Origin of the sequence: Streptomyces sp. NBC_01716 (assembly GCF_036248275.1) — a bacterium.
GTDB lineage: Bacteria > Actinomycetota > Actinomycetes > Streptomycetales > Streptomycetaceae > Streptomyces.
Genome location: NZ_CP109181.1, coordinates 2,286,572 through 2,309,554 on the forward strand (window position 1 = coordinate 2,286,572; position 22,983 = coordinate 2,309,554).

A 22,983-nucleotide genomic window follows, 5' to 3' on the forward strand; every position below is an offset into this window, starting at 1 on the left:
ATCGCATTCCCGCAGCCCACACGGGGTTTCAAGGGCCGTTGACGTGGCCCGATCAGCGCTGATAAACCTTCGCTTCACCAGTTGGTGAGCTGGGGTCAACCCGGCTGCCGGCGCCAGACGACACGAGCAAGCAACCAATTCACGCCACCGCTTCGAGCGCTCGCTCGACCCGAAGGCGTATCCGACCATCCGCTCAACCGGCCCGCTTCCCCGTTCTTCCGCTCTTCCGCCTTCTTCCGGCCCGTTTCCTGCTTCGCTGTGTGGTCTGTTCTTCCGCTTCTCTGTTGGTCCGCTTCCCTGCTTCTCTGTTTCTCCGTGCGAGTGATGACGCGAGGTCACGACCCATGGTCACAAGGATTCCGCCGCGTACGACGCGGCAGCCCACCCGGCAACGCTCCCGATTCCGTCACTTCCTGGCCTCTGGTGCCGCTGCCACTGCGATGGTGGCCGGTTCTGTGATCCCGCTCAGTCCGCTGCTGCCCGCGGCGCCGCAGGCCCACGCGGCGCCGGTGACCGCGCCCCGGGCCGCCCCGGCGGCGGCGGACGGCAAGAAGGTCCTCACGGTCGCCGTGGACCAGAGCATCGACTCACTGAGCCCGTTCCTGGCGCAGACGCTCGTGGCGACGAGCATCTTCCGGCTGACGAACGAGTTCCTGACCAACTACGACCCCAAGGACGCCCACCCCATTCCGGGCTTCGCCACCAAGTGGGCATCGTCGGCGGACAAGTTGACGTGGACCTTCACCATCCGTTCCGACTCCAAGTGGTCCGACGGCAAGCCAGCCACCGCCGAGGACGCGGCATGGACCTTCAACAAGATGATGACGGACCCGGACGCCGCCACGGCGAACGGCAACTTCACCTCGAACTTCAAGAAGGTCACCGCACCCGATGCAACAAAGCTCGTCATCGAGCTCAAGAAGCCTCAGGCCACCATGACGGCGCTCGACGTGCCGATCGTGCCCAAGCACATCTGGGAAAAGGTCGACGACTTCGCCAAGTTCAACAACGACAAGAAGTTCCCGATCGTGGGCAACGGCCCCTACGTCATTGAGGACTTCAAGGTCGACCAGTACATCCGGCTGAAGCCGAACAAGGACTTCTGGCGCGGTGCCCCGAAGTTCGACGAGCTGGTCTTCAGGTACTACAAGGACAAGGACGCCGCGGTCGCCGCCCTCCAGAAGGGTGAGGTCTCGTTCGTCTCCGGTCTCACGCCGGCCCAGGCCGCCGCGCTGGGCAGCGCCGACAACATCAAGGTCAACAACGCCCCCGGACGGCGCTTCTTCGCCCTCGCGACCAACCCGGGCGCGAAGGCCAAGGACGGCAAGAGCTTCGGCAACGGCCACAAGGCACTGCTCGACCAGAACGTCCGTAAGGCGCTGTTCCACGCCGTCGACCGCAAGACAATCGTCGACAAGGTCTTCCAGGGCAACGCGGTGGAGGGGCAGGGCTACATCCCGCCGCGCTTCGACTCATACTTCTGGCAGCCCTCGGGCAGCCAGACGATCGACTACGACCCGGCGAAGGCCGCGGCACTCCTCGACAAGGCGGGCTACAAGAAGAACAGCGGCGGCAAGCGCGTCGGCAAGGACGGCAAGCCGCTGAACTTCCGCATCCTCTGCCACGCGACCGACCCGAACGACAAGGCCGTCGGCAAGTACCTCCAGGAGTGGTGGGGCGAGCTCGGGATCGGCCTCAAGGTCGAGTGTCTGGACAACGTCTCCGACCCGTGGCTCGCGGGCAACTACGACCTCGCGTTCGACGGTTGGTCGGTGAACCCGGACCCGGACTTCGTCCTCTCCATCCACACCTGCGCCGCCCTGCCCGCCACGGCCGAGGACACCGGTGCGACGGACAACTTCATCTGCGACAAGCAGTTCGACGAGCTGTACGCGAAGCAGGCGGTCGAGTACGACGCGGCCAAGCGCACCGACCTCGTGAAGCAGATGCAGTCCCGGCTCTACGACACCGGGTACATGAACGTCATGGCCTATCCGAACGCCGTCGAGGCGTACCGTACGGACCAGATCAAGTCCATCACGACCATGCCTGAGGCCGCGGGCAACCTCTGGGGCCAGGACGGTTACTGGAGCTGGTGGTCCGCCGTACCGGCCGACGGGAGCGGCGAGGCGAGCTCGGACAGCGGCTCGTCGACGGGCACGATGGTCGGGATCGGCGCGGCCGTGGTGGTCGTGGTGGCGCTCGGGCTCTTCTTCGCGATCCGGCGCCGCTCCACCGCCGAGGACCGTGAATAGAACGGCCGGCGTCCCTTCCCGTGCCCGGTCATCGGCCGGGCACGGGCCGGGAACGTGACCAGAAGCGCGACCAGAAGCGCGCGCACGACCGCGTACACGACCGCGATCAGGGGGTCCGGGAGGCTTCCCCGGAAAGACACCGTATGAGCACCGCAAGCACTCCCGGTGTGGTGCGGGATGCCGTCGACGACCTGGTGAAGACCGGGCCGTCCGACGGCTCCCGCGCCCGCGCCACGGGCTACAGGACCGGCTATCTGCTGTACGTGGCGGGCAAGTTGGGCGGCGCGGCCGTCTCGCTGTTCGCCATCCTCGTCACCAGCTTCTTCCTGTTCCGGATCATCCCCGGCGATCCGGTCAAGGCCATGACCCATGGCAAGCCGACGTCGGTGGAGCAGATGGCCACGCTGCGCAGGCAGTTCGGACTCGATCTGCCGGTGTGGCAGCAGTTCACGGAGTACTGCGCGAAGGCGCTGACGGGGGATCTGGGGACGTCGTACCAGTTCCACGCCCCCGTCGGCGAGCTGATCGCCGAGAAGCTGCCCGCGACGCTGCTGCTGACGGGCGTCGCGGTGCTTATCTACTCGACGCTCGGGCTGTGGCTCGGTACGCGCTCCGCGTGGCGCCACGGCGGCCTCGGTGACCGGATCAACACCGGTGTCGCGCTGACGCTGTGGTCCGTGCCGGCGTTCTGGCTGGGGTTGCTGCTGATCATCGTGTTCTCGGTGGGCATCGGACCGGTTCCCGGGATGTTCCCCAGCGGCGGGATGGAGTCGGGCAACGAGACCGGCTTCGCGCATGTCCTCGACGTGGCGCACCACATGGTGCTGCCGGTGGTGACGCTGGTGGCGGTCGGCTACGCGCAGACGCTGCTGGTGATGCGGTCGTCGCTGCTGGACGAGATGGGCAGCGACTATCTGACGACGGCGCGGGCGAAGGGGCTGCGGGACGATCTCGTACGTCGCAGGCATGCCGTGCCGAACGCGATGCTGCCGACCGTCACGATGGTTTTCATCAACTTGGGCCACGTAGCCGCCGGTTCGATCCTCGTCGAGACCGTTTTCTCGTGGCCGGGCCTCGGCGGGCTCTTCTACCAGGCGCTGAGCGTGCCTGATCTGCCCCTCGTGCAGGGGCTGTTCGTGGTCTTCGCGGGAGCGATGATCCTGATGAACCTCCTGGCCGACCTGCTCTATCCGCTGCTCGATCCCCGGGTGGGCCGATGACCATCGACAAGACGCCGCCGAATCCGCCGGAATCCGAGGACTCGGCGGAGCCCTCGGGGCTCTCGGAGTCCTCGGCGGAGACAGGGCGGCCGCCGACGTCGGGCACGCCCGAGGAGGTGGCGGGGAAGGCCGAAGCCCCGTCCGCCTCGTCGCTCGCGTGGGCGCGGCGCCGCGCCTCCGTGTCGCGCTTCTGGCGCCAGTACCGTACGCACCGCGCCGGCCTCATCGGTCTCGCCGGCCTCGCGGTCATCGCCCTGATCGCGCTGACGTCGCCGCTGTTCATCGGCGACGTACAGAGCGTCACCGACGCGCCGGGGACAGCGCTGGAGAGCCCGAGCGGTGAATTCCCGCTCGGTACGGACCAGTTCGGCCGGTCGCTCCTCGGCCTGCTGATCTGGGGCGCGCGTATCTCCCTGGTCGTCGGGCTGCTCGCCGCCGCGCTGTCGGTGGCGATCGGCACCCTCGTCGGCATTGTCGCCGGGCACTTCGGCGGCTGGTTCGCGACGGTGGTCATGCGGATCACCGACTGGTTCCTGGTGATGCCCGCGCTGGTGCTTGCGATCGTGCTGGCGACGGTGATGTCGCGCAGCATCTGGACGGTCATCCTGGCGATCGGGGTGACCTCGTGGCCGACAACGGCGCGCCTGGTCCGGGCGCAGACCATCGCCATCGAGTCGCGCCCGTACATCGAACGGGCGCGGGCTCTGGGCGGCGGGCACGGCCACGTCATGACGCGCCACGTACTGCCCAACGTCATGCCGCTGGTCCTCGCCCAGACCACGCTCGGAATCTCCACCGCGATCCTGACCGAGGCCACGCTCGCTTTCCTCGGGCTCGGCGATCCGTCGGTCGTCTCCTGGGGCGGCATGCTCCAGGACGCCCGGGAGGCGGGCGCCGTCTCGTCGGGACACTGGTGGTATCTGGCGCCTCCCGGCATCGCGATCGCGGTCGTCGCGCTCGCCTTCACGCTCTGCGGCCGTGCGATCGAGGCCGTGCTCAACCCGAAGCTTGGGGTGTCACGTTGACCGAAACACCGAACACGGAGACCCCGAAGGCAGCGGCGCCGCAAGCGGGGCCTCCGAAGGCGGCGTCGAGCCTCCTTGAGATCAAGGATCTGCGGGTGACGTACGGTACGGGGCCCTCCGCCGTCCCCGCCGTACGGGGCGTCGACCTCGTCCTCGAATCGGGCCGCAAGCTCGGCATCGCGGGCGAGTCCGGCTGCGGCAAGTCCACCCTGGCGCTGGCCCTGCTCCGGCTGCTGCCCGCCACCGCGAAGCTGACGGGGCACGTGCTGCTCGACGGTGAGGACGTGCTCACCATGAAGTGGGGCAGGCTGCGCGCGGTGCGCTGGGCCGGGGCCTCGATCGTCTTCCAGGGCGCCATGCACTCGCTCAACGCCGTCCACCGGGTCGGCGACCAGATCGCCGAACCGGTGCTGCTGCACCGCGGCGCGACGCCCGCCGCCGCCCGCAAACGCACCGGGGAACTGCTGGAGCAGGTCGGCCTGCCGGCCGCCCGCGCCGACGCCTATCCGCACGAGCTGTCCGGCGGCCAGCGGCAGCGCGTGATGATCGCGATGGCGCTGGCCTGCGACCCCCGGCTCATCGTCGCGGACGAGCCGACGACCGCGCTCGACGTGATGATCCAGGCCCAAATCCTGCGACTTATCGAGCAGTTGGTCGCCGAGCAGGACATCAGCCTGCTGATGATCAGTCACGACCTCGCGGTGCTCTCCGACACCTGTGACCGGCTCGCCGTGATGTACGCGGGCCGGATCGTCGAGGAAGGGCCGGCGAAGTCGGTGTACGACGCCGCCGAGCACCCGTACAGCCGCGCGCTGTCTGCGGCGTTCCCCCGGATCGGGGATCCCGCCTCACGGCGCGCGCCGCGCGGTCTGCCGGGTGACCCGCCCGATCCTTCGGCGCTGCCGTCGGGCTGTACGTTCCACCCGCGCTGCCCTGTCGCCCTGGACGAGTGCGCGCGGGAGGACCAGTCGCTGCGGGAGGCGGGGCCGGGTCGCCACGCGGCGTGCGTGCATGTGGGCGCCGCCGTACCGGCACAGGTGTCGGTGACGTCCACGGAGCCGCGCCCATGACGTCCGTACGCCCCGACGGGGCGGCCGCCGTGCCGCTCCCCCGTACGGCGCTGCGTTACGACGCCGTGGACGGCCACGTAGCGCCCGCCCGGGGCGTGGCCGACGCCCGGCGCCCCGTGGGGCCCACGCGCGTCCGCGCCCACGCCTGCGGCACCGTACGGGGCATCGGCGCACCGTACCCGCACCGTCTCGCTCGTACGGCCGCAGGACGGCCACGCCTCAGGAGCCAGTCATGACCACCACGCCCACGCCTCTGCTCTCGGCCACGGGGCTGCATGTCACGTTCCCCGGGCGGCGCGGCGCCCCGGCGGCGCGCGCCGTCGACGGTGTCGATCTCGACATCGGCGGCGGCGAGATCGTCGCCCTGGTCGGCGAATCGGGCTGTGGCAAGACCACGCTCGCGCGGACGCTGCTCGGCCTGGTGCCGCCGACGACGGGTTCCATCACCTTCGGCGGCGTACCTCTCGGCTACCAGTCCGCCGCCCTCAAGGCGTACCGCAAGCGCGTCCAACTGGTGCTCCAGGATCCGAGCGGTTCGCTGAATCCGCGGCACACCGTGTACGAAGCGGTGGCCGAGGGCCTGCGCATCCACCGGTACCGGGGCAACGAACGCGAGGCCGTCGCCGAGGCGCTGTCCCGTGCCGGGCTCCGCCCGCCGGAGCGGTTCTTCCTGCGGTATCCGCACGAGCTGTCGGGCGGCCAGCGTCAGCGAGTCGTCATCGCCGGCGCACTCGTGCTGAAGCCCGAACTGATCGTCGCCGACGAGCCCGTGGCGTCGCTCGACGCCTCCGTACGGGGCGAGATCCTGGCGCTGCTGCTGTCGCTCCGCGACGAACTAGGGCTGTCCGCCCTGGTCGTGACCCACGACCTCGGGCTCGCCTGGAACATCGCCGACCGGGTCGCCGTGATGTATCTGGGCCGGATCGTCGAGACGGGGCCGGTCGAGCAGGTGCTGACGGCTCCCCAGCATCCGTACACGCAGGCGTTGTTGTCGGTACTGCCGGAGTCGGGGGTCCAACCGGTTGTCCTGGCGGGCGAGCCGCCGGACCCGTCGCGTATCCCGGGCGGCTGCCGTTTCCACGCCAGGTGCCAGATCCTCGCCTCCGGCGAGGCGGAGCGCTCAGGTGTCGCGACCAAGTGCCGCACGGAGGCACTGCCGATACTGACGGGCGGCGACTCGACCCAGGTCGCCTGTCACTGGGCCGCCGCAGCCGCAGCCGCCCCGGAGGGCGAAAAGGTGCTCTGAGCCACCCGCCGCGGCTCCCCAACTCAGAAATACGGTGCCCGAGTTGGGGCCGCGCGGTGCGGCTGCGGGAAGGTCTCGTCAGCGCGCGTCGTACGCGGCGACGAGATCGCGCGAACGCTTCACGTCGTCGGCGATGGCATCGAGGAGTGACTCGATGGAGTCGAACGTCCGCTGGGGCCGTACGTACGACAGGAAGTCCACCGCGACGTGGAGCCCGTACAGCTCAAGCCCCACCCGGTCGATGGCGTACGCCTCCACGGTCCGCTCCGTGCCGTTGAACTGCGGGTTCGTACCGACCGAGATCGCCGCCGGCATCCGCTCGCCGTCGGCGGTCAGCCAGCCCGCGTACACGCCGTCCGCCGGGATCGCGGTGTGCGGGAGCGTCTCCACGTTGGCCGTCGGGTAGCCGAGGTCGCGCCCACGTTGCGCGCCCCGCACCACCACGCCCTCAACGCGGTGCGGCCTGCCCAGGATCTCCGCCGCCCCGGCGACGTCGCCCTCGGCGACCAGCCGCCGCGTCAGGGTCGACGAGAAGGGCTCGCCACCACCGGCCGCCCCGCTCACGTACAGCTCGATGACCTCGACCTCGTAGTCGTACGTCGCACCCAGCTCGGCCAGGAAGGCGACGTTGCCGGCGGCCCGGTGGCCGAAGCGGAAGTTCGGCCCCTCGATGACGGCGCGCGCGTGCAACTTGTCGACCAGCACCTTGACGATGAAATCGGCGGGCGTCAGCTTCGAGAAGTCGGTAGTGAACGGCAGCACGAGCACCGCGTCCACACCCAGCTCGGCCATCAGCTCCCCGCGCCGGTCGTGCGGCGCGAGCAACGGCGGATGGGTGCCGGGCCTGACGACCTCGCTCGGGTGCGGGTCGAACGTCACGACCACCGAGGGCACCCCGAGCTCCCGCGCCCGCTCGACGGTGCGCCCGATGATCAGCTGGTGTCCGCGGTGCACGCCGTCGTAGGAGCCGATGGTGACGACGCTGCGTCCCCAGTCCTGGGGGATGTCCTCCAAGCCGCGCCAGCGCTGCACTGTGACCGCTCTCCTCGCCCGAACCCGTGTACGTGAATGCCTCTTACGCAGGTCTAAGACTGCCATGCCCGTGGCTTTTGACCCGCATCGGCATCGTGATACCGATCGGCACGGGGGACTTGCGGGCACTCTGCCCGATCACCGCCGCCCACCGCCGGGGGTCATCGGCCGGCCATGCCGCGAGGAGCGCGGCGAATCCGCGCCTCTCACGGGTAAGACCGACCAGGCGCCGGTGCGCCCGCCCTCAGCGGGAGAGCGGGGCCGGCCGCCGCGGTGTTCCGTGTGCAGCGCCGTACCGATGACGCCCGGTACGGCGCCCGTCGCGGCGCACAGCACCGGCCCGCCCAAGGCTTCGCCACCCAGCCTCAGCGCATCGCTGCGGCGCGTGCCGATCGCCAACTCCGGCACCGTATTCAGGAGATGGAAGCGTTCGGCCGCCGTGCAGGTCGCCGGAACGGCCACCCACCCGGCACGCGCGCCTGACGCCACGCGTGGGCGACGATCCGTACGTACGCCCCCGCCTCGACGACGGCGCTCCCGGGGGAAGGCCGCCCCGCCTCAGCCGAAGACCGCCAGGCTCTTCGCCTTGCCGCCCTGTTCCTCCACCAGCGCCAGGAGCCGCCCGTCCGGCCCGAACGCCGCCACGGGGCCAGGTCCGGGGCCTGAGCCGGTGCCGGCCCTCGCCGCCCCGTCCCGGCGCACCGGCATGTCCAGCCGCACCCCGTTGAGAAGCAGCTTCGCCCGCTTCTCGTCCACGTCCCAGCGCGGAAACGCCGAAGCGGCAGCGTCCGCGACCGGCATCACCGTCAGCCGCTCCTGATGCTGGTCGAGCGTCCTCGCCTCGTCGAGGCCGTACGGACCGACCCGCGTCCTGCGCAGCGCCGTCAGATGCCCCCCGACGCCGAGCCCGGCACCGAGGTCACGTGCGAGGGCGCGGATGTACGTACCGGAGGAGCAGACGACCGACACGACCAGGTCAACCACGGGGGTACCGTCCTCCGCGACGTCGGCGCGGACGTCGTACACCTTGAACGACGAGACGGTCACCGGCCGCGCCGGGATCTCGAAGTCCTCGCCGCCCCGTACGCGGGCGTACGACCGTTTCCCGTCGATCTTGATCGCGCTGACCTTGGACGGCACCTGCATGATCGCGCCGGTGAGGGCGGCCACCCCGGCGTCGATTCCCTCGCGGGTGACCCCGGACGCGTCTGTCGACGAGGTGGTCTCGCCCTCGGCGTCGTCGGTGACGGTGTCCTGCCCCAGCCTGATCGTGCCGAGGTACTCCTTCTCGGTCAGGGCGAGATGCCCCAGCAGCTTGGTGGCCCGTTCCACGCCGAGGACGAGGACGCCCGTCGCCATGGGGTCGAGCGTGCCGGCGTGGCCGACGCGACGGGTCTTGGCGATGCCGCGCATCTTGGCCACGACGTCGTGCGAAGTGAAGCCCGACGGCTTGTCCACGATGACAAGGCCGTCGGGCGTGGGGAGTTGCTGTGTCATTTAGCGGCGGCACCGTCCGTGTCGTCGCCGTCGCCTCGGCCGGCCGCACCGTCGCCGGACGCGGCATCCGCCCCGCCCCCGGCCTCCGAACCGCCTTCGGCGTCGTCCTCGTAGCCCTCGTCGCCGGGCTTGCGGTATGGGTCGGCCTCGCCCGCGTAGGTCTTACCGGTCGACACCTCCCGCACCTCCGCGTCCTTGGCGCGCGCCTTGTCGAGAAGGTCCTCGATGGTGCGGGCGTTGTCCGGCAGCGCGTCGGGGACGAACGCCAGCGTGGGCGTGAATCGCACGCCGGTCTGACGGCCCACCTCGGACCGCAGCACGCCCTTGGCGCTCTCCAGGGCGGCGGCGGACGCCGCGCGCTCCTCGTCGTCGCCGTAGACCGTGTAGAAGACCGTGGCCTCCCGCAGGTCGCCGGTGACCCGGGCGTCCGTGATGGTCACGAACCCCAGCCGAGGATCCTTGATACGCCGGTCCAGGGTCTCCGCGACCACGACCTGGATGCGGTCGGCCAGCTTGCGGGCCCGCGCGTTGTCGGTCACCGGTCCGTCACTCTTCCTTCTGGGTTTCTTGTCTGCTGCTCTTGCCGCGACGACCGTCGCCCGCCAGGTGGCAGGACTCAGTCGTCGTCTCCGTGCAGCCGCCGTCGTACGGACAGCAGCTCCACCTCCGGACGGCCGGCGACCATGCGCTCGCACCGGTCCAGAACGTCTCTCAGATGCCCCGTGTCCCCGGACACCACCGCCAGACCGATCTCGGCCCTGCGGTAGAGATCCTGATCGCCGGTCTCCGCCACACTCACCCCGAACTTCCTCTGGAGTTCGGCGACGATCGGCCGGACGATCGAGCGTTTCTCCTTCAACGACCGTACGTCGCCGAGGAGCAGGTCGAAGGACAGTGTCCCCACATACATGTGTATCCGGATGTCCCGCCGGTACGGGTTCGGGCCCGCCAGCGCTTGGCAGGGGCACATAAACCGTACACGGAACGGCCGGGGCCGATCGACGGATTAAGCACCGTCGACCGGCCCCGGACCGCCGATGCCGCCCGAGCAGAACCCGGGCGGCATCGGCACCGTGCGACACGTCGGTCACGCGGTGGTGGGCACCACCGGTGTACGTCAGCCGCGCGGCTTCTCGCGCATCTCGTACGTCGCGATGACGTCGTCGATCTTGATGTCGTTGAAGTTTCCGAGGTTGATACCGCCCTCGAAGCCTTCGCGGATCTCGGTGACATCGTCCTTGAAGCGGCGCAGACCCTGGATGTTGAGGTCCTCCGCGATGACCTTGCCGTCGCGGACGAGCCGGGCCTTGGTGTTGCGCTTGACCTCGCCGGACCGGATGAGAACACCCGCGATGTTGCCGAGCTTGGACGAGCGGAAGACCTCGCGGATCTCCGCCGTACCGAGCTCGATCTCCTCGTACTCCGGCTTGAGCATGCCCTTGAGGGCCGCCTCGATCTCCTCGATGGCCTGGTAGATCACCGAGTAGTAGCGGACGTCGACACCCTCGCGGTCGGCCATCTGCGAAGCACGCCCGGCGGCGCGCACGTTGAAGCCGATGACGATGGCGTCGGAGCCCATCGCCAGGTCGATGTCGGACTCCGTGACCGCACCGACGCCGCGGTGCAGGACCCGGATGTCGACCTCGTCACCGACGTCGAGCTGGAGCAGCGAGGACTCGAGAGCCTCCACCGAACCGGACGCGTCGCCCTTGATGATGAGGTTGAGTTCCTGCACCAGGCCGGCCTTGAGGGCCTCGTCCAGGTTCTCCAGGGAGAACCGGACGCCCTTGCGGGCGAACGCCGCGTTCCGCTCACGAGCGGCCCGCTTCTCGGCGATCTGCCGCGCGGTGCGGTCCTCGTCGACGACGAGGAAGTTGTCGCCGGCGCCGGGGACGTTGGTGAGTCCCAGGACCAGGACGGGGGTCGCGGGACCCGCTTCCTCGACGTTGTTGCCGTTGTCGTCGAGCATCGCCCGGACACGGCCGTACGCGTCACCGGCGACCATCGTGTCACCGACGCGCAGCGTGCCGCGCTGGACGAGCACGGTGGCGACGGCGCCGCGACCGCGGTCGAGGTGCGCCTCGATGGCGATACCCTGCGCGTCCTGTTCCGGGTTGGCCCGGAGGTCGAGCGAGGCGTCCGCCGTGAGGACCACGGCCTCCAGCAGGCTGTCGATGTGCAGACCCTGCTTGGCGGAGATGTCGACGAACATGGTGTCGCCGCCGTACTCCTCGGCCACGAGGCCGTACTCGGTCAGCTGACCGCGCACCTTGGTCGGGTCCGCGCCCTCGACGTCGATCTTGTTGACCGCGACCACGATCGGCACGTCGGCCGCCTTGGCGTGGTTCAGCGCCTCGATCGTCTGGGGCATCACACCGTCGTTCGCCGCCACCACGAGGATCGCGATGTCGGTGGACTTGGCACCACGGGCACGCATGGCGGTGAACGCCTCGTGACCCGGGGTGTCGATGAAGGTGATCCTGCGCTCTTCGTCGTTGACCTCGGTGGCGACCTGGTACGCGCCGATGTGCTGCGTGATACCGCCGGCCTCGCCCGCGACGACATTCGTCTTGCGGATGGCGTCGAGGAGCCGGGTCTTACCGTGGTCGACGTGACCCATGACGGTCACGACCGGCGGACGCGCGACGAGGAACTCCTCGCCGCCCTCGTCCTCGCCGAACTCGATGTCGAAGGACTCGAGAAGCTCGCGGTCCTCCTCCTCCGGGCTGACGATCTCGACGACGTAGTTCATCTCGCCGGCGAGCACGTGCAGGGTGTCGTCGGAGACGGACTGCGTGGCGGTGACCATCTCGCCGAGGTTCATCATCACGGCGACGAGCGACGCCGGGTTGGCGTTGATCTTCTCCGCGAAGTCGGTGAGAGACGCACCGCGCGACAGCCGGACAACCTGGCCCTGGCCGCGCGGCAGCATCACGCCGCCTACCGACGGGGCCTGCATGGCCTCGTACTCCTGGCGCCTCTGCCGCTTCGACTTACGGCCACGACGGGCCGGTCCGCCGGGGCGGCCGAACGCGCCCTGTGTGCCACCGCGGCCGCCGGGACCACCCGGACGTCCGCCGAAACCGGGACGGCCACCGCCGCCACCGAAACCGCCACCACCGGGACGACCCGGAGCACCGCCGCCGCCACCAGGACGGCCGGCGAAGCCACCGCCGCCACCGCCACCACCGGGACGGCCGGCGAAGCCGCCGCCACCACCGGGACGACCGCCGCCACCGCCGCCACCGGCGGGCCTGTTGGCACCACCGGGACCACGGCCTCCGCCGGGGCCGCCGCCGGGACGCGGGCCCGCGGCGGGACGCTGCGGCATCATGCCCGGGTTCGGACGGTTACCGGCGGGGCCGCCGCCGGGACGCGGGGACTGCGGACGCGGCATACCGCCGGGGCTGGGGCGACCGCCCTGGCCACCGGCACCGGCCTGCGGACGGGGACCGCCCTGACCGGCGCCCTGCGGACGCGGACCACCGGGCGCACCGGCACCGCCGGGACGCGGGGCGCCACCCGGACGGGGCGCCTGCGGGCGCGCCATTCCGGTGGAACCACCAGAGGTGAAGGGGTTGTTGCCCGGACGGGGACCCGCCGGACGGGCACCCGGTCGGGCGCCCTGACCCGCGGGACGCGCGGGGCGCTCGCCGCCGCGGCCACCGTCACGGCCGCCGTCGCGCTGACCGCCGGACGGAGCCGGACGGGCGGCAGGACCACCGGTGGGGCGGGGCCCCGGGGTGGCCGAACCGGAACGCGGGGCCGCCGGAGGCTGCGGGGCCTGGGGCGCCTGCGGCGCCGCCGGGGCCGGAGCCGAGAACTCGGCCGCGGGCACCGGAGACGGTGCGGGCTTCGACGCCGGGGGCTTCGGACCGGGACGCGGGCCGGAGGCGGGCGTCGCGGCCGGAGCCGGAGAGGTAGGTGTGCCGCTCTGCGGGGCCTCGGCGGCGGCCGGCTTGGGAGCCGGGGCGCCGGGCTTGGGAGCAGCCGGACGTGCCGCCTGCGCCGGGGAGGGCGCGGCGGGCTTGGCGGGGCTCGCCTTACGGGGGGCCCCGGGCTTCGCTGCGGGCTTCGCGGCGTTGCCGCCGGGGCCCTGCAAAGCATCAGTCAATTTACGTACAACCGGCGCCTCGATCGTCGAGGACGCCGAACGGACGAATTCACCGAGTTCTTGGAGCTTGGCCATGACGACCTTGCTCTCGACGCCGAACTCCTTGGCGAGTTCGTATACCCGGACCTTAGCCACTTCGCTCCTTTTAGGTCCGGGTTACCGCCGGACCGTCGCTACTTCATGGGCGTACTCATCGCGTACTCATCGAGTGCTCATCGCAATCTCGACCTACTTCCAACTCGCGAGGTACCTGATTCGCACGGGGTTCCGTGCCGTACGTGTTCTTGCATTTACGCCTGCTCGATGTGTCGGCGCAGTTCCGCGCTGTCGAGCGGTCCCTTGGCCCTGAAGGCCCGGGGAAACGCCCGGCGGCGGACCGCCTGATCGAGACAGAACGAGACGGGGTGTACATACGCGCCCCGGCCGGGCAGCGTACCGCGTGGATCAGGGAGGCAAGCACCCTCGACCTCCACGATGCGCAGCAGATCGTTCTTGGGCGCTCGCTCCCGGCATCCCACGCAGGTTCGCTCTGGGCAGGCGCGAGCGTGCGTCCGGCCAGACATGCTCAAGTCTACCTCCCCGCGCCGGCCTCCCCCCTTTGGGGCGACGGTCGGACGCTTGCTGGCCAAAAAAGCTCGGTTGATCTCCGCACCGTTCGTCGGCGCACGTCGCCGCAGGTCGCGGGCGCCGGGTGGAGCTGACCGACTGCGGCGGGCCGTCACCGCCGGTGGGCGACGGGTGGCGGCCGATGGCCGGATACGGTGCGGTCGGTCACCGGTGGTGACGGGGTAGGTACGGGGCGGTTGCCGCGCGGTGACGGTGTGGTTGCGGAGCGATGGCGGGCCACCGATCTGTCGCTGCGGTGATCGTCGGCGTGGTGATCGTCACGTTGTCCAGTGCCCCGCACGCTGTGCCTCGCGCCCCGTGCCGTACGTCGCCGGGCTCCGCCGCCCGTACGTCGCGAAGTTCGCGGACTCCCGCCCCGTACGGGGCGCCGTACACCGCCCCGTACGCCCCGGGTGGCCTCGTCCCGCCGTCGGGTCAGCCCCGGTCGCCGCGAGGTGGCCGACCACCCGCGGCGGCGCCGTTGTCCGCCGCCCCGTCCGCCCCGTCGGTCTGCTCCGTGTCGGGCCGGATGTCGATGCGCCAGCCGGTGAGGCGGGCGGCGAGGCGGGCGTTCTGCCCTTCCTTGCCGATCGCCAACGACAGCTGGTAGTCCGGCACCGTCACGCGCGCGGAGCGGGCGCCGAGGTCGACGACCTCGACCTTGCTGACGCGGGCCGGCGACAGGGCGTTGGCGACCATCTCGGCCGGGTCGTCCGACCAGTCGACGATGTCGATCTTCTCGCCGTGCAGCTCCGCCATCACATTGCGCACCCGCGCCCCCATGGGGCCGATGCAGGCGCCCTTGGGGTTGAGACCGGAGCGGGTGGACCGTACGGCGATCTTCGTACGGTGGCCCGCCTCACGGGCGATCGCGCAGATCTCCACGGAGCCGTCCGCGATCTCCGGGACCTCCAGCTCGAAGAGCTTCTTCACGAGGTTGGGGTGGGTACGCGACAGGGTCACCGAGGGGCCCCGTACGCCCTTGGCCACGCGGACCACGAATGTACGCAGCCGCAGACCGTGTGTGTACTCCTCGCCGGGCACCTGCTCCTGCACAGGGAGGATGGCCTCCAGCTTGTCGTCCAGCCGCACCAGGACGTTGCGGGGGTCCTTGCCCTGCTGGACCTGGCCGGCGACGACGTCGCCCTCACGGCGCGCGTACTCACCGAACGTGACGTCGTTCTCGGCGTCCCGCAGCCGCTGCTGGATGACCTGTCGCGCCGTCGTGGCGGCGATACGGCCGAAGTCGGACGGGGTGTCGTCGAACTCCTTCGGCTCCTGGCCCTCCTCCAGCTCCGACGGGTCCTCCTTGGCCCAGACCGTTACATGACCGTTGTCGCGGCTGAGGACGACGCGGGCGAGACGGCGGCTTCCCTCGGTGCGGTGGTAGGCGATGAGGAGGGCGGATTCGATCGCCTCGACCAGTAGGTCGAACGGGATCTCCTTCTCTTGTGCCAAGCCCTTCAGGAGCTTCACGTCGATGTCCATGGCTACGCCTCCTCTTCCTTCTTGTCCTTGCGGTTGAACTCGAGCTCCACGCGCGCCTTGGCGATCGACGCGAACTCGACCCGGCGGGCGGTCGGCTTGCGCCCCTTCACGCCCGGTACTTCGAGGTCGACTCCCGCCTCGTCCACCGCGAGGACACGGGCCACGAATTCGTCGCCCTCATGAAGCTGGATCTTCGCCAGACGGCCGACGGCGCGTTCGTAATGACGGCGCTCGGTCAGCGGGCGGTCGGCTCCGGGGGAGGTCACTTCGAGCTGGTACTCGTCCTCGCCCATCGCGTCGGTCTCGTCGAGAGTCGTGGAGATGGTGCGGCTCAGCTCGGCGCACGCGTCCAGATCCACCCCGTCGTCGGAGTCGACCACGATCCTCAGCACACGACGCCTGCCCGCCCGGGTCAGCTCGATCTCTTCGAGATCCAGGCCCTTCGCGCTGACGAGCGGTTCCAGCAGTCCGCGCAGCCTCTCGCTGTGGGTGGTGCTCATCCGGGTGACTCCTCGGCCGCGTGTGTGCTGTTGTGGGATCGTCGCGTGTCAGGCAAAGGGTATCCGGTCGCGGGGGGTGTTGCCGTCCACCTGCGGCTGACCCGCAGGTACGCTCGCCTGCGGTGATCACTGCGAGGCCCGAGGGAGACACGCGTGAGACGCACGGGGACGACACGGCGGGGTGCTCTCCTGGCGGCGGGGGCCGCGGCGGGGGGTCTGCTGACCGCCTGCTCGGGTGGTGACGACGGCGACGGATCGGATGGCACGACGAGCGCGGCGGCCGTCCGCGCCGCCAAGGCACTGCGGGTGAAGTCCGCCAGCACGAGGCGCGAACTCCTGCGGCAGTACGACGCGGTGATTGAGCGGCATCCTGATGAGGCGGCGCGGTTGGCGCCGCTGCGGGGCGCCGTGGCGCGGCATGTGACCGCGCTGTCGCCGCCTCCTCGGTCTCCTGAGAAGGACGAGTCGGCGAAGCCGTCCCCGTCACCGACCCGGTCCGTGTCGGTGTCTCCGACGGCCGCCCCGTCATCCGCCCCGTCGCTGGGGACGGCCGTCGGTGACAGCGGAGACGGCGGGACCACGCCGTCCGTGTCCGCCGATCCCGTCACCGCCGTCAAGGCGCTGGCCGCGGCCGAGCGCCGTGCCGCAGACGCGCACGCCGACGCGCTGGTCCACGCCCCGCCCGAGCTCGCCCGCCTGCTTGCCTCGCTCGCTGCGGCCGGCGCCGCCCACGCGTACCTGCTGACGGAAGGATCCCCCTCGTGAGCAGTGACGGTGCGCTGGACGCCGCCCAGGCCGCCCTCGCCGCGGAGCACGCCGCGATCTACGGGTACGGCGTCGTCGGCGGCCGGGTCGGCGACGAACGCCGCACGGAGGCGACTCACGCGTACGACGCCCACCGAGCCCGACGGGACGCTCTCGCGCGTACGGTGCGCGATCTCGGCGGCAAGCCGGTGGCGGCCGCCGCCGCGTACGCCATGCCCTTCGAGGTGCCCGACTCGGCCGCCGCCGTAAGCCTCGCCGCCGAGTTGGAGGACCGGATCGCGGGCGTGTACTCCGACCTCGTGCGGGCCGCCGAGGGGCCGCTGCGCCAGGACGCCGCGGGGGCACTGCGTGAGGCGGCGGTCCGGGCGGTGCGCTGGCGGGGCAGCGGCGTAGCCTTTCCTGGGCTCGCCGAGCGACTGTGAGCCCGCTCGCTCCGAAAGGGATCTAGGCACGTATGGCTTTCGAACCGCCGCGGCGGCTGGTGCGCACCCTGAGCGAGACGTACGGGGAGTCCGTCGCCGGCGAGTGGCTCGGGCGGCTGCCCGGGATCGCCCAGGAGGCGGTGGAGCGGCGGGAGTTGACGGTCGAGCGGGCGGTGGCGCCGGGTGGCGGGAGCAGCCTCGTGGTGCTCGTACGGCGCCCCGACGGGGCGCCAGCGGCGCTCAAGGTGGCGCCGCCGTTCGCCGCCCCGGGGCCGGAGCGGGCGGCGCTGACGCACTGGAAGGGCTGGGGCTCCGTGGAGCTCATCTCGGGCTCCGACGGGGAGCTGCTGCTGGAACGGCTCCACACCGAGACCTCGCTGCGCTCCCTGCCGGAGGCCAAGGCACTGCTCGAAGCGGCGGGAACGGTGCGGAAGTTGTGGGTCGAGCCCGTCGCCGACCACGGCTTCGAAACGGTCGCCGAGCGGACGGCGCGACAGGCGGCGGCGATGCGGGCGGCGAGCGACCCGCAGGTCGTCCCGCTCGTCACGGCGGCCCTCGACGCGCGTGAGGAGCTTCTCGCGGCCGGGCCGACGGAGCTGATGCTGCTCCACGGGGCGTTCCGCCAGGGCAAGGTGCTCTCGGGCGACCGGGCGCCGTGGCTCGCGGTCGGCCCCGTGCCCGTGGTGGGTGAGCGCGCGTACGACCTGGCGCGGCTGGTCCGCGACCGCGTGGAGGACCTGGTCGCGGCGGCGTCCGGCGCGTCCGCGACGCGGCGCCGCGTGAACAAGCTGGCCGACTCGCTGGACATCGACCGCGAGCGGCTGCGCGGGTGGACGCTCTTCCGCGCGGTGGAGTCGGGCGTCCGCGCGCTGGAGGCCGGAAGGCGCCAAGACGGGGAACTGTTGCTGGAGTTCGCCGACTGGCTGTAGCGGGGCGCGGTGCGTCTCGATGGACGTGGCAGCGCCCGGCGCCCGCGCCGGTGCCTCCCTCCTCAGGATGGCCGGTCACGGGGAGGGGCGAGCGGCTACGGGGGGGCGCGGGCCCGTCACCTGGACCGGCCCGCCCGCCCCGTACGCCGTCGTACTGCTCGCCACCGAAGGGCGGCGGCGACGGTCAGACGGCGGCCGTCAGACGCGCGACCGCCTCGGCGACCGTGAGCTCCTCGCGCTCGCCACTGCGGCGGTCCTTCAGCTCCACCACGCCGTCGCCCGCGCGGCGCCCCGCCACCAGGATCTGCGGAACGCCGATCAGCTCCGCGTCCGTGAATTTCACACCGGGCGAGACGCCGGCGCGCTCGTCGACCAGCACTCGCAGCCCCGCCGCCGCCAGTTGCTCGGCGACGTCGACCGCCAGCTCCGTCTGGAGCGCCTTGCCCGCCGCGACGACGTGCACGTCCGCCGGGGCGATCTCACGGGGCCAGCACAGACCCTGTTCGTCGGCGGTCTGCTCCGCGAGCGCGGCGACGGCGCGGGAGACGCCGATGCCGTACGACCCCATGGTCACCCGCACCGGCTTGCCCTGCTGCCCGAGCACGTCGAGCTGGAAGGTGTCGGCGTACTTGCGGCCCAGCTGGAAGATGTGACCGATCTCGATGGCGCGCCCGAGCTTCAGCCCCGCGCCGCACACGGGGCAGGGGTCGCCCTCCTCGACGACCACGACGTCGAGGTAGTCGTCGACCTCGAAGTCGCGTCCGCAGACGACGTTGCGCGCGTGGGTACCGGCCTTGTTCGCGCCGGTGATCCAGGCGGTACCGGGCGCCACGCGGGGGTCGGCGATGTAGCGGATCTTCAGCCCCTGGGGGCCGACGTAGCCGCGTACGAGCTCGGGCCGGCCCTCGAAGTCCTCCGCCGTCACCAGCTCCACCACGGCGGGCGCCAGGTGCTCACCGAGCTTGCCGAGGTCCACCTCGCGGTTGCCGGGGACGCCGACGGCGGTGATCTCGCCGTCGACCTTCACCAGAAGGTTTTTCAGCGTCGCGGAGGCCGGCACGTCCAGAAACGCGGCCAGCGTCTCAATGGTCGGGGTCTCGGGGGTGTCCAGCTCCTCCAGCGCCCCGTGCGCCGATCCGTCGACGGGGTCGGTGGTGAAGGTGACGGCCTCGGTGTTGGCGGCGTAGTCGCCGTTGGGGCAGTCGACGAAGGTGTCCTCACCGGCGGCGGCCGGGGCCAGGAACTCCTCCGAGGCGGAGCCGCCCATGGCGCCGGAGACGGCGGAGACGATGCGGTAGTCGAGCCCCAGGCGCGCGAAGATCTTCTGGTACGCCGCGCGGTGGAGCGCGTACGACTCGGCCAGGCCCTCGTCCGTGGTGTCGAAGGAGTACGAGTCCTTCATCTGGAACTCGCGCCCGCGCAGCACGCCGGAGCGGGGGCGCGCCTCGTCGCGATACTTCGTCTGGATCTGGTAGAGCATCACCGGCAGGTCCTTGTAGGACGTGCACTGGTCCTTGACGACGAGGGTGAAGATCTCCTCGTGCGTCGGGCCGAGCAGGTAGTCGCCGCCCTTGCGGTCCTTGAGACGGAAGAGGAGGTCGCCGTACTCGTCCCAGCGACCGCTCGCCTCGTAGGGCTCCTTGGGAAGCAGTGCCGGCAGCAGTACTTCCTGCGCCCCGATGGCGTCCATCTCCTCGCGTACGACGCGGGCGATGTTGTCGAGGACCTTCTTACCGAGGGGCAGCCAGCTCCAGAGTCCGGCGGAGGTGCGGCGCACGTACCCGGCGCGGACCAGAAGCTTGTGGCTGAGGGTCTCCGCGTCCGCCGGGTCGTCGCGCAGTGTCTTGGCCATCAATCGGGACATGCGCTGGACCTGGGACATGGGGAGCACTCCTGCGTTTCTTCTCGGGTGTTGCCAGGAGGTTATCCGGGGCACACCGGCGGGCGGAAATCAGTAACGGTGCCCCGTAGGGTGCTCAGCGCCGCCGCAGCGGCAGCGGGGCGCCCATCACCGCGTACGGCTTGGCGGCGCTGGGGAAGCGGACCTGGCGCGCCAGGTCCTGGTAGCCGAGGGAGCGGTAGAGGCCGCGGGCGGGGCTCTCGGTGTCGATCGCGGAGAGGATCGAGCGGGGCTGCCGGGCACCGTCCGTGATGGTGGTGATCAGAGCGCGCCCGATGCCGTGTCCTTGGAAGGCGGGGTGGACGTGCAGTTCGGTGATGACGAAGGAGTCGTCGAGCCAGCCGTCGAGGTCGCCGGCACGCAGGTACGGCTCGACGATCGTGGACCACCAGTGGGAGGGGTCGTTCGGCATGCCGTAGACGAAGCCGGCCAGCCGGTTCTCCGCCGTGAGCGCCCCGTAGGCGCGGGCACCGGGCGCCATGAGGTGTCGCAGCACGATCTGGCGCCGTACGCCGATCTCGGCCTCGCTCAGCCCGAAGGCGAGCTTCTGAACGGCCAGCGCCTCGTCCACGCGCGGGGCGAGATCGATCGGCCCTACGCGTACGTCGGGGATCTGGGGTTCGCTCCCGGGAAAGCTCGGCACGCTCGGCATGGCCGAACCCTACTTTCAGAAGAGGACGCTCATGAAGGCGCCCACCTCGCGGAAGCCCACCCGTCGGTAGGAGGCCCTCGCGGGGGTGTTGTAGTCGTTCACGTACAGGCTGACGACGGGGGCGACGTCGGCAAGCGCGTACCGTACGACGGCCGCCATGCCGTTCTCGGAGAGGCCCCGGCCGCGAAACTCGGGTGCCACCCATACGCCCTGGATCTGGCAGGCGTGTGGCGTCGCCGCGCCGATCTCCGCCTTGAAAATCACCTTGCCGTCGTCGATACGGGCGAACGACCGCCCCGCACCTACGAGTTCGGCCACCCGCGCCTGGTAGAGCAGCCCGCCGTCGCCGGCCAGCGGCGAGACGCCGACCTCTTCGGTGAACATCGCGACGCACGCCGGCATGATCGTCTCCAGCTCGTCCTTGCGGATGCGGCGTACGAGGGGGTCGGGCCGCACCGTTTCCGGCACTTGCTCGGTGACCATGAGCGGCTGGTTCGCCCGAACCTCGCGCGCGGGGCCCCAGTTGGGCTCCAGAAGCCGCCACAGGAGGGCTGTGGGTTCGGCGGGGCCGACGATGGACGAACAGCGGCGCCCCGTACGGCGGGCGCGGTCCGCGAACGCCCGGACGGCCTCGGGGGAAGCGCAGATGGGCACCAGGTTGGCGCCGGAGTAGCAGAGGGAGCGCAGCCGCCCGTCCGCGTACCAGCCCCACATCTCGCCGCCGAGCCGCCAGGGATCGAGCCCCGCCGCCTGGACACGCGAAGCCACGAACGCGTTGGCGACGGGCTCACTCTCAAGAATGGCGAGCGCGGCGCCGAGTTCGCCTGGGTCGAGGACCCGAGTGGTGGTCTGCGTCAACACGAGAGGGGCCTCACCATACGTCTGCTGATTCTTCGCACTGTACCCGTCACTTCTGTGACGCGCCGCGTACACCGAAGGGCCCCGCTCCCTCCGGACGCCCTGAGGCGTGGGGTGCGGGGCCCGTACGGAGCCGGAACGCGGACTGGACGGAGGGACAGGGGCCGACAGGTCTGCCGACGGGCTCACAGAAGCCCCGGGCCGCCCCTCAGCTGATGGAGACCTCGGGCTCGCCTGAGGGGACGCCGTCTCGTTCCATCTCCTCGGCGATCTTCATCGCCTCTTCGATGAGCGTCTCGACGATCTTCGACTCGGGCACCGTCTTGATGACCTCACCCTTCACGAAGATCTGGCCCTTGCCATTCCCGGAGGCCACACCCAGATCCGCCTCACGGGCCTCACCGGGGCCGTTCACGACACAGCCCATCACCGCCACCCGCAGCGGGACCTCCATGCCCTCCAGGCCCGCGGTGACCTCGTCCGCCAGCTTGTACACATCCACCTGGGCACGCCCGCAGGACGGGCACGAGACGATCTCCAGACGGCGCTGCTTCAGGTTCAGCGCCTCCAGGATCTGCAGGCCGACCTTGACCTCCTCCGCCGGAGGCGCCGAGAGCGAGACGCGGATCGTGTCCCCGATGCCCTCGCTGAGCAGCGCGCCGAACGCGACCGCCGACTTGATCGTTCCCTGGAACGCCGGCCCCGCCTCCGTCACACCCAGATGCAGCGGATAGTCGCTCTGGGCCGCCAACTGCCGGTAGGCGTTGACCATCACCACCGGGTCGTTGTGCTTCACCGAGATCTTGATGTCCCGGAAACCGTGCTCCTCGAAGAGCGACGCCTCCCACAACGCGGACTCGACGAGCGCTTCCGGGGTGGCTTTGCCGTACTTCTTGAGAAGCCGCGCGTCCAGCGAACCCGCGTTCACACCGATGCGGATCGGGGTGCCGGCCGCACCCGCCGCCTGCGCGATCTCCTTGACCTTGTCGTCGAACTGCTTGATGTTCCCCGGGTTCACCCGCACCGCCGCGCACCCCGCGTCGATCGCCGCGAACACGTACTTGGGCTGGAAGTGGATGTCCGCGATCACCGGGATCTGCGACTTTTTCGCGATGGTCGCCAGCGCGTCCGCGTCGTCCTGCGTCGGACACGCCACCCGCACGATCTGACAGCCCGACGCCGTCAGCTCCGCGATCTGCTGCAGCGTCGCCCCGATGTCCGACGTACGCGTCGTCGTCATCGACTGCACCGAAACCGGCGCGTCACCACCGACAGCCACCGAACCGACCTGGATCTGTCGACTGACCCTACGGTCGGCGAGCTTCGTCGGAACATCCGGCATTCCGAGAGAAATCGCAGTCATCTGCTGTGCAACCCCAAGGTGTGGATTGTGGTCCCGAGTTC

21 protein-coding genes are annotated in these 22,983 nt (G+C 70.7%); 9 read left to right on the plus strand and 12 right to left on the minus strand.

Annotation, left to right across the window (positions count from 1 at the left end; translation table 11 throughout):
• Nucleotides 1-344: 344 nt before the first annotated feature.
• From OIE74_RS09695 to OIE74_RS09720, 6 genes are all read left to right on the plus strand, one after another.
• Entirely contained in the window at nt 345-2,255 is a 1,911-nt protein-coding gene (locus tag OIE74_RS09695) for an ABC transporter substrate-binding protein (protein WP_329380832.1), read from the plus strand.
• 143 nt (nt 2,256-2,398) lie between these two features.
• Complete coding sequence (locus OIE74_RS09700) at nt 2,399-3,475, plus strand: ABC transporter permease (RefSeq protein WP_329380834.1); 1,077 nt, start codon at nt 2,399-2,401, stop codon at nt 3,473-3,475.
• Complete coding sequence (locus tag OIE74_RS09705; RefSeq protein WP_329380836.1) at nt 3,472-4,500, plus strand: ABC transporter permease; 1,029 nt, start codon at nt 3,472-3,474, stop codon at nt 4,498-4,500. Before OIE74_RS09700 ends, OIE74_RS09705 begins: the two co-directional genes overlap by 4 nt.
• Complete coding sequence (locus OIE74_RS09710) at nt 4,497-5,570, plus strand: ABC transporter ATP-binding protein (protein ID WP_443076070.1); 1,074 nt, start codon at nt 4,497-4,499, stop codon at nt 5,568-5,570. Before OIE74_RS09705 ends, OIE74_RS09710 begins: the two co-directional genes overlap by 4 nt.
• Complete coding sequence (locus OIE74_RS09715) at nt 5,567-5,806, plus strand: hypothetical protein (protein ID WP_329380838.1); 240 nt, start codon at nt 5,567-5,569, stop codon at nt 5,804-5,806. Before OIE74_RS09710 ends, OIE74_RS09715 begins: the two co-directional genes overlap by 4 nt.
• On the plus strand, nt 5,803-6,816 hold the full coding sequence (locus OIE74_RS09720) for an ABC transporter ATP-binding protein (RefSeq protein WP_329380840.1): 1,014 nt from the start codon (nt 5,803-5,805) through the stop codon (nt 6,814-6,816). Before OIE74_RS09715 ends, OIE74_RS09720 begins: the two co-directional genes overlap by 4 nt.
• Before the next feature lie 78 nt (nt 6,817-6,894).
• Here OIE74_RS09720 and OIE74_RS09725 read toward each other — a convergent pair whose 3' ends face one another.
• The 8 genes from OIE74_RS09725 to rimP all read right to left on the minus strand — a co-directional run bounded on the left by OIE74_RS09725 (nt 6,895) and on the right by rimP (nt 16,053).
• On the minus strand, nt 6,895-7,848 hold the full coding sequence (locus OIE74_RS09725) for a bifunctional riboflavin kinase/FAD synthetase (RefSeq protein ID WP_329380842.1): 954 nt from the start codon (nt 7,846-7,848) through the stop codon (nt 6,895-6,897).
• Between the two features lie 558 nt (nt 7,849-8,406).
• A complete protein-coding gene (gene truB / locus OIE74_RS09730; RefSeq protein ID WP_329380844.1) occupies nt 8,407-9,345 on the minus strand; it encodes a tRNA pseudouridine(55) synthase TruB in 939 nt (312 codons plus the stop codon).
• A complete protein-coding gene (rbfA, locus tag OIE74_RS09735; RefSeq protein WP_329380846.1) occupies nt 9,342-9,884 on the minus strand; it encodes a 30S ribosome-binding factor RbfA in 543 nt (180 codons plus the stop codon). The genes truB and rbfA overlap by 4 nt, the downstream gene beginning before the upstream one ends.
• Nucleotides 9,885-9,961: 77 nt before the next feature.
• Nucleotides 9,962-10,255, minus strand: coding sequence for a DUF503 domain-containing protein (locus OIE74_RS09740; protein WP_329380848.1), 294 nt, complete (start codon nt 10,253-10,255; stop codon nt 9,962-9,964).
• A gap of 207 nt (nt 10,256-10,462) precedes the next feature.
• The gene (infB, locus tag OIE74_RS09745; protein ID WP_329380850.1) at nt 10,463-13,594 is read right to left on the minus strand and encodes a translation initiation factor IF-2; all 3,132 of its coding nucleotides are present in this window, start codon (nt 13,592-13,594) and stop codon (nt 10,463-10,465) included.
• Nucleotides 13,595-13,749: 155 nt separating this feature from the next.
• Nucleotides 13,750-14,022, minus strand: coding sequence for a YlxR family protein (locus OIE74_RS09750; RefSeq protein ID WP_329392227.1), 273 nt, complete (start codon nt 14,020-14,022; stop codon nt 13,750-13,752).
• 478 nt (nt 14,023-14,500) lie between these two features.
• Nucleotides 14,501-15,553, minus strand: a complete 1,053-nt coding sequence (gene nusA, locus OIE74_RS09755; protein ID WP_329380852.1) for a transcription termination factor NusA — start codon at nt 15,551-15,553, stop codon at nt 14,501-14,503.
• Nucleotides 15,554-15,555: 2 nt separating this feature from the next.
• Nucleotides 15,556-16,053 carry a ribosome maturation factor RimP gene (gene rimP / locus OIE74_RS09760; protein WP_329380854.1) on the minus strand — a complete coding sequence of 166 codons (498 nt, stop codon included), beginning with the start codon at nt 16,051-16,053 and terminating at the stop codon, nt 15,556-15,558.
• Between the two features lie 153 nt (nt 16,054-16,206).
• Between rimP and OIE74_RS09765 the strand changes: the two genes are divergently transcribed.
• Genes OIE74_RS09765 through OIE74_RS09775 form a run of 3 tightly spaced genes read left to right on the plus strand, consistent with a single transcriptional unit; the run spans nt 16,207 to nt 18,169 of the window.
• Entirely contained in the window at nt 16,207-16,818 is a 612-nt protein-coding gene (locus OIE74_RS09765; RefSeq protein WP_329380856.1) for a hypothetical protein, read from the plus strand.
• The gene (locus tag OIE74_RS09770) at nt 16,815-17,240 is read left to right on the plus strand and encodes a ferritin-like domain-containing protein (RefSeq protein ID WP_329380858.1); all 426 of its coding nucleotides are present in this window, start codon (nt 16,815-16,817) and stop codon (nt 17,238-17,240) included. The genes OIE74_RS09765 and OIE74_RS09770 overlap by 4 nt, the downstream gene beginning before the upstream one ends.
• Before the next feature lie 32 nt (nt 17,241-17,272).
• Nucleotides 17,273-18,169, plus strand: a complete 897-nt coding sequence (locus tag OIE74_RS09775; RefSeq protein ID WP_329380860.1) for an aminoglycoside phosphotransferase family protein — start codon at nt 17,273-17,275, stop codon at nt 18,167-18,169.
• Nucleotides 18,170-18,353: 184 nt separating this feature from the next.
• On the opposite strand, the gene OIE74_RS09780 is transcribed toward OIE74_RS09775, so the two are convergent.
• The 4 genes from OIE74_RS09780 to ispG all read right to left on the minus strand — a co-directional run bounded on the left by OIE74_RS09780 (nt 18,354) and on the right by ispG (nt 22,942).
• Nucleotides 18,354-20,051 (minus strand): proline--tRNA ligase, encoded by a 1,698-nt coding sequence (locus tag OIE74_RS09780; protein ID WP_329380862.1) that lies wholly within the window; start codon nt 20,049-20,051, stop codon nt 18,354-18,356.
• A 94-nt stretch (nt 20,052-20,145) separates the two neighbouring features.
• A complete protein-coding gene (locus OIE74_RS09785; protein WP_329380864.1) occupies nt 20,146-20,721 on the minus strand; it encodes a GNAT family N-acetyltransferase in 576 nt (191 codons plus the stop codon).
• Between the two features lie 15 nt (nt 20,722-20,736).
• Nucleotides 20,737-21,579 (minus strand): GNAT family N-acetyltransferase, encoded by an 843-nt coding sequence (locus OIE74_RS09790; protein WP_329392228.1) that lies wholly within the window; start codon nt 21,577-21,579, stop codon nt 20,737-20,739.
• Between the two features lie 208 nt (nt 21,580-21,787).
• Nucleotides 21,788-22,942, minus strand: a complete 1,155-nt coding sequence (gene ispG / locus OIE74_RS09795) for a flavodoxin-dependent (E)-4-hydroxy-3-methylbut-2-enyl-diphosphate synthase (RefSeq protein WP_329380865.1) — start codon at nt 22,940-22,942, stop codon at nt 21,788-21,790.
• Nucleotides 22,943-22,983: the final 41 nt, after the last annotated feature.

Coding starts and splice junctions, on each gene's coding strand:
- OIE74_RS09780 (WP_329380862.1), bottom strand. CDS start 20,051: ATGTCCCAGGTCCAGCGCATGTCCCGATTGATGGCCAAGACACTGCGC.
- rimP (WP_329380854.1), bottom strand. CDS start 16,053: ATGAGCACCACCCACAGCGAGAGGCTGCGCGGACTGCTGGAACCGCTC.
- OIE74_RS09750 (WP_329392227.1), bottom strand. CDS start 14,022: ATGTCTGGCCGGACGCACGCTCGCGCCTGCCCAGAGCGAACCTGCGTG.
- truB (WP_329380844.1), bottom strand. CDS start 9,345: ATGACACAGCAACTCCCCACGCCCGACGGCCTTGTCATCGTGGACAAG.
- OIE74_RS09720 (WP_329380840.1), top strand. CDS start 5,803: ATGACCACCACGCCCACGCCTCTGCTCTCGGCCACGGGGCTGCATGTC.
- OIE74_RS09740 (WP_329380848.1), bottom strand. CDS start 10,255: ATGTATGTGGGGACACTGTCCTTCGACCTGCTCCTCGGCGACGTACGG.
- OIE74_RS09785 (WP_329380864.1), bottom strand. CDS start 20,721: ATGCCGAGCGTGCCGAGCTTTCCCGGGAGCGAACCCCAGATCCCCGAC.
- OIE74_RS09705 (WP_329380836.1), top strand. CDS start 3,472: ATGACCATCGACAAGACGCCGCCGAATCCGCCGGAATCCGAGGACTCG.
- nusA (WP_329380852.1), bottom strand. CDS start 15,553: ATGGACATCGACGTGAAGCTCCTGAAGGGCTTGGCACAAGAGAAGGAG.
- ispG (WP_329380865.1), bottom strand. CDS start 22,942: ATGACTGCGATTTCTCTCGGAATGCCGGATGTTCCGACGAAGCTCGCC.
- OIE74_RS09695 (WP_329380832.1), top strand. CDS start 345: ATGGTCACAAGGATTCCGCCGCGTACGACGCGGCAGCCCACCCGGCAA.
- OIE74_RS09700 (WP_329380834.1), top strand. CDS start 2,399: ATGAGCACCGCAAGCACTCCCGGTGTGGTGCGGGATGCCGTCGACGAC.
- OIE74_RS09715 (WP_329380838.1), top strand. CDS start 5,567: ATGACGTCCGTACGCCCCGACGGGGCGGCCGCCGTGCCGCTCCCCCGT.
- OIE74_RS09775 (WP_329380860.1), top strand. CDS start 17,273: ATGGCTTTCGAACCGCCGCGGCGGCTGGTGCGCACCCTGAGCGAGACG.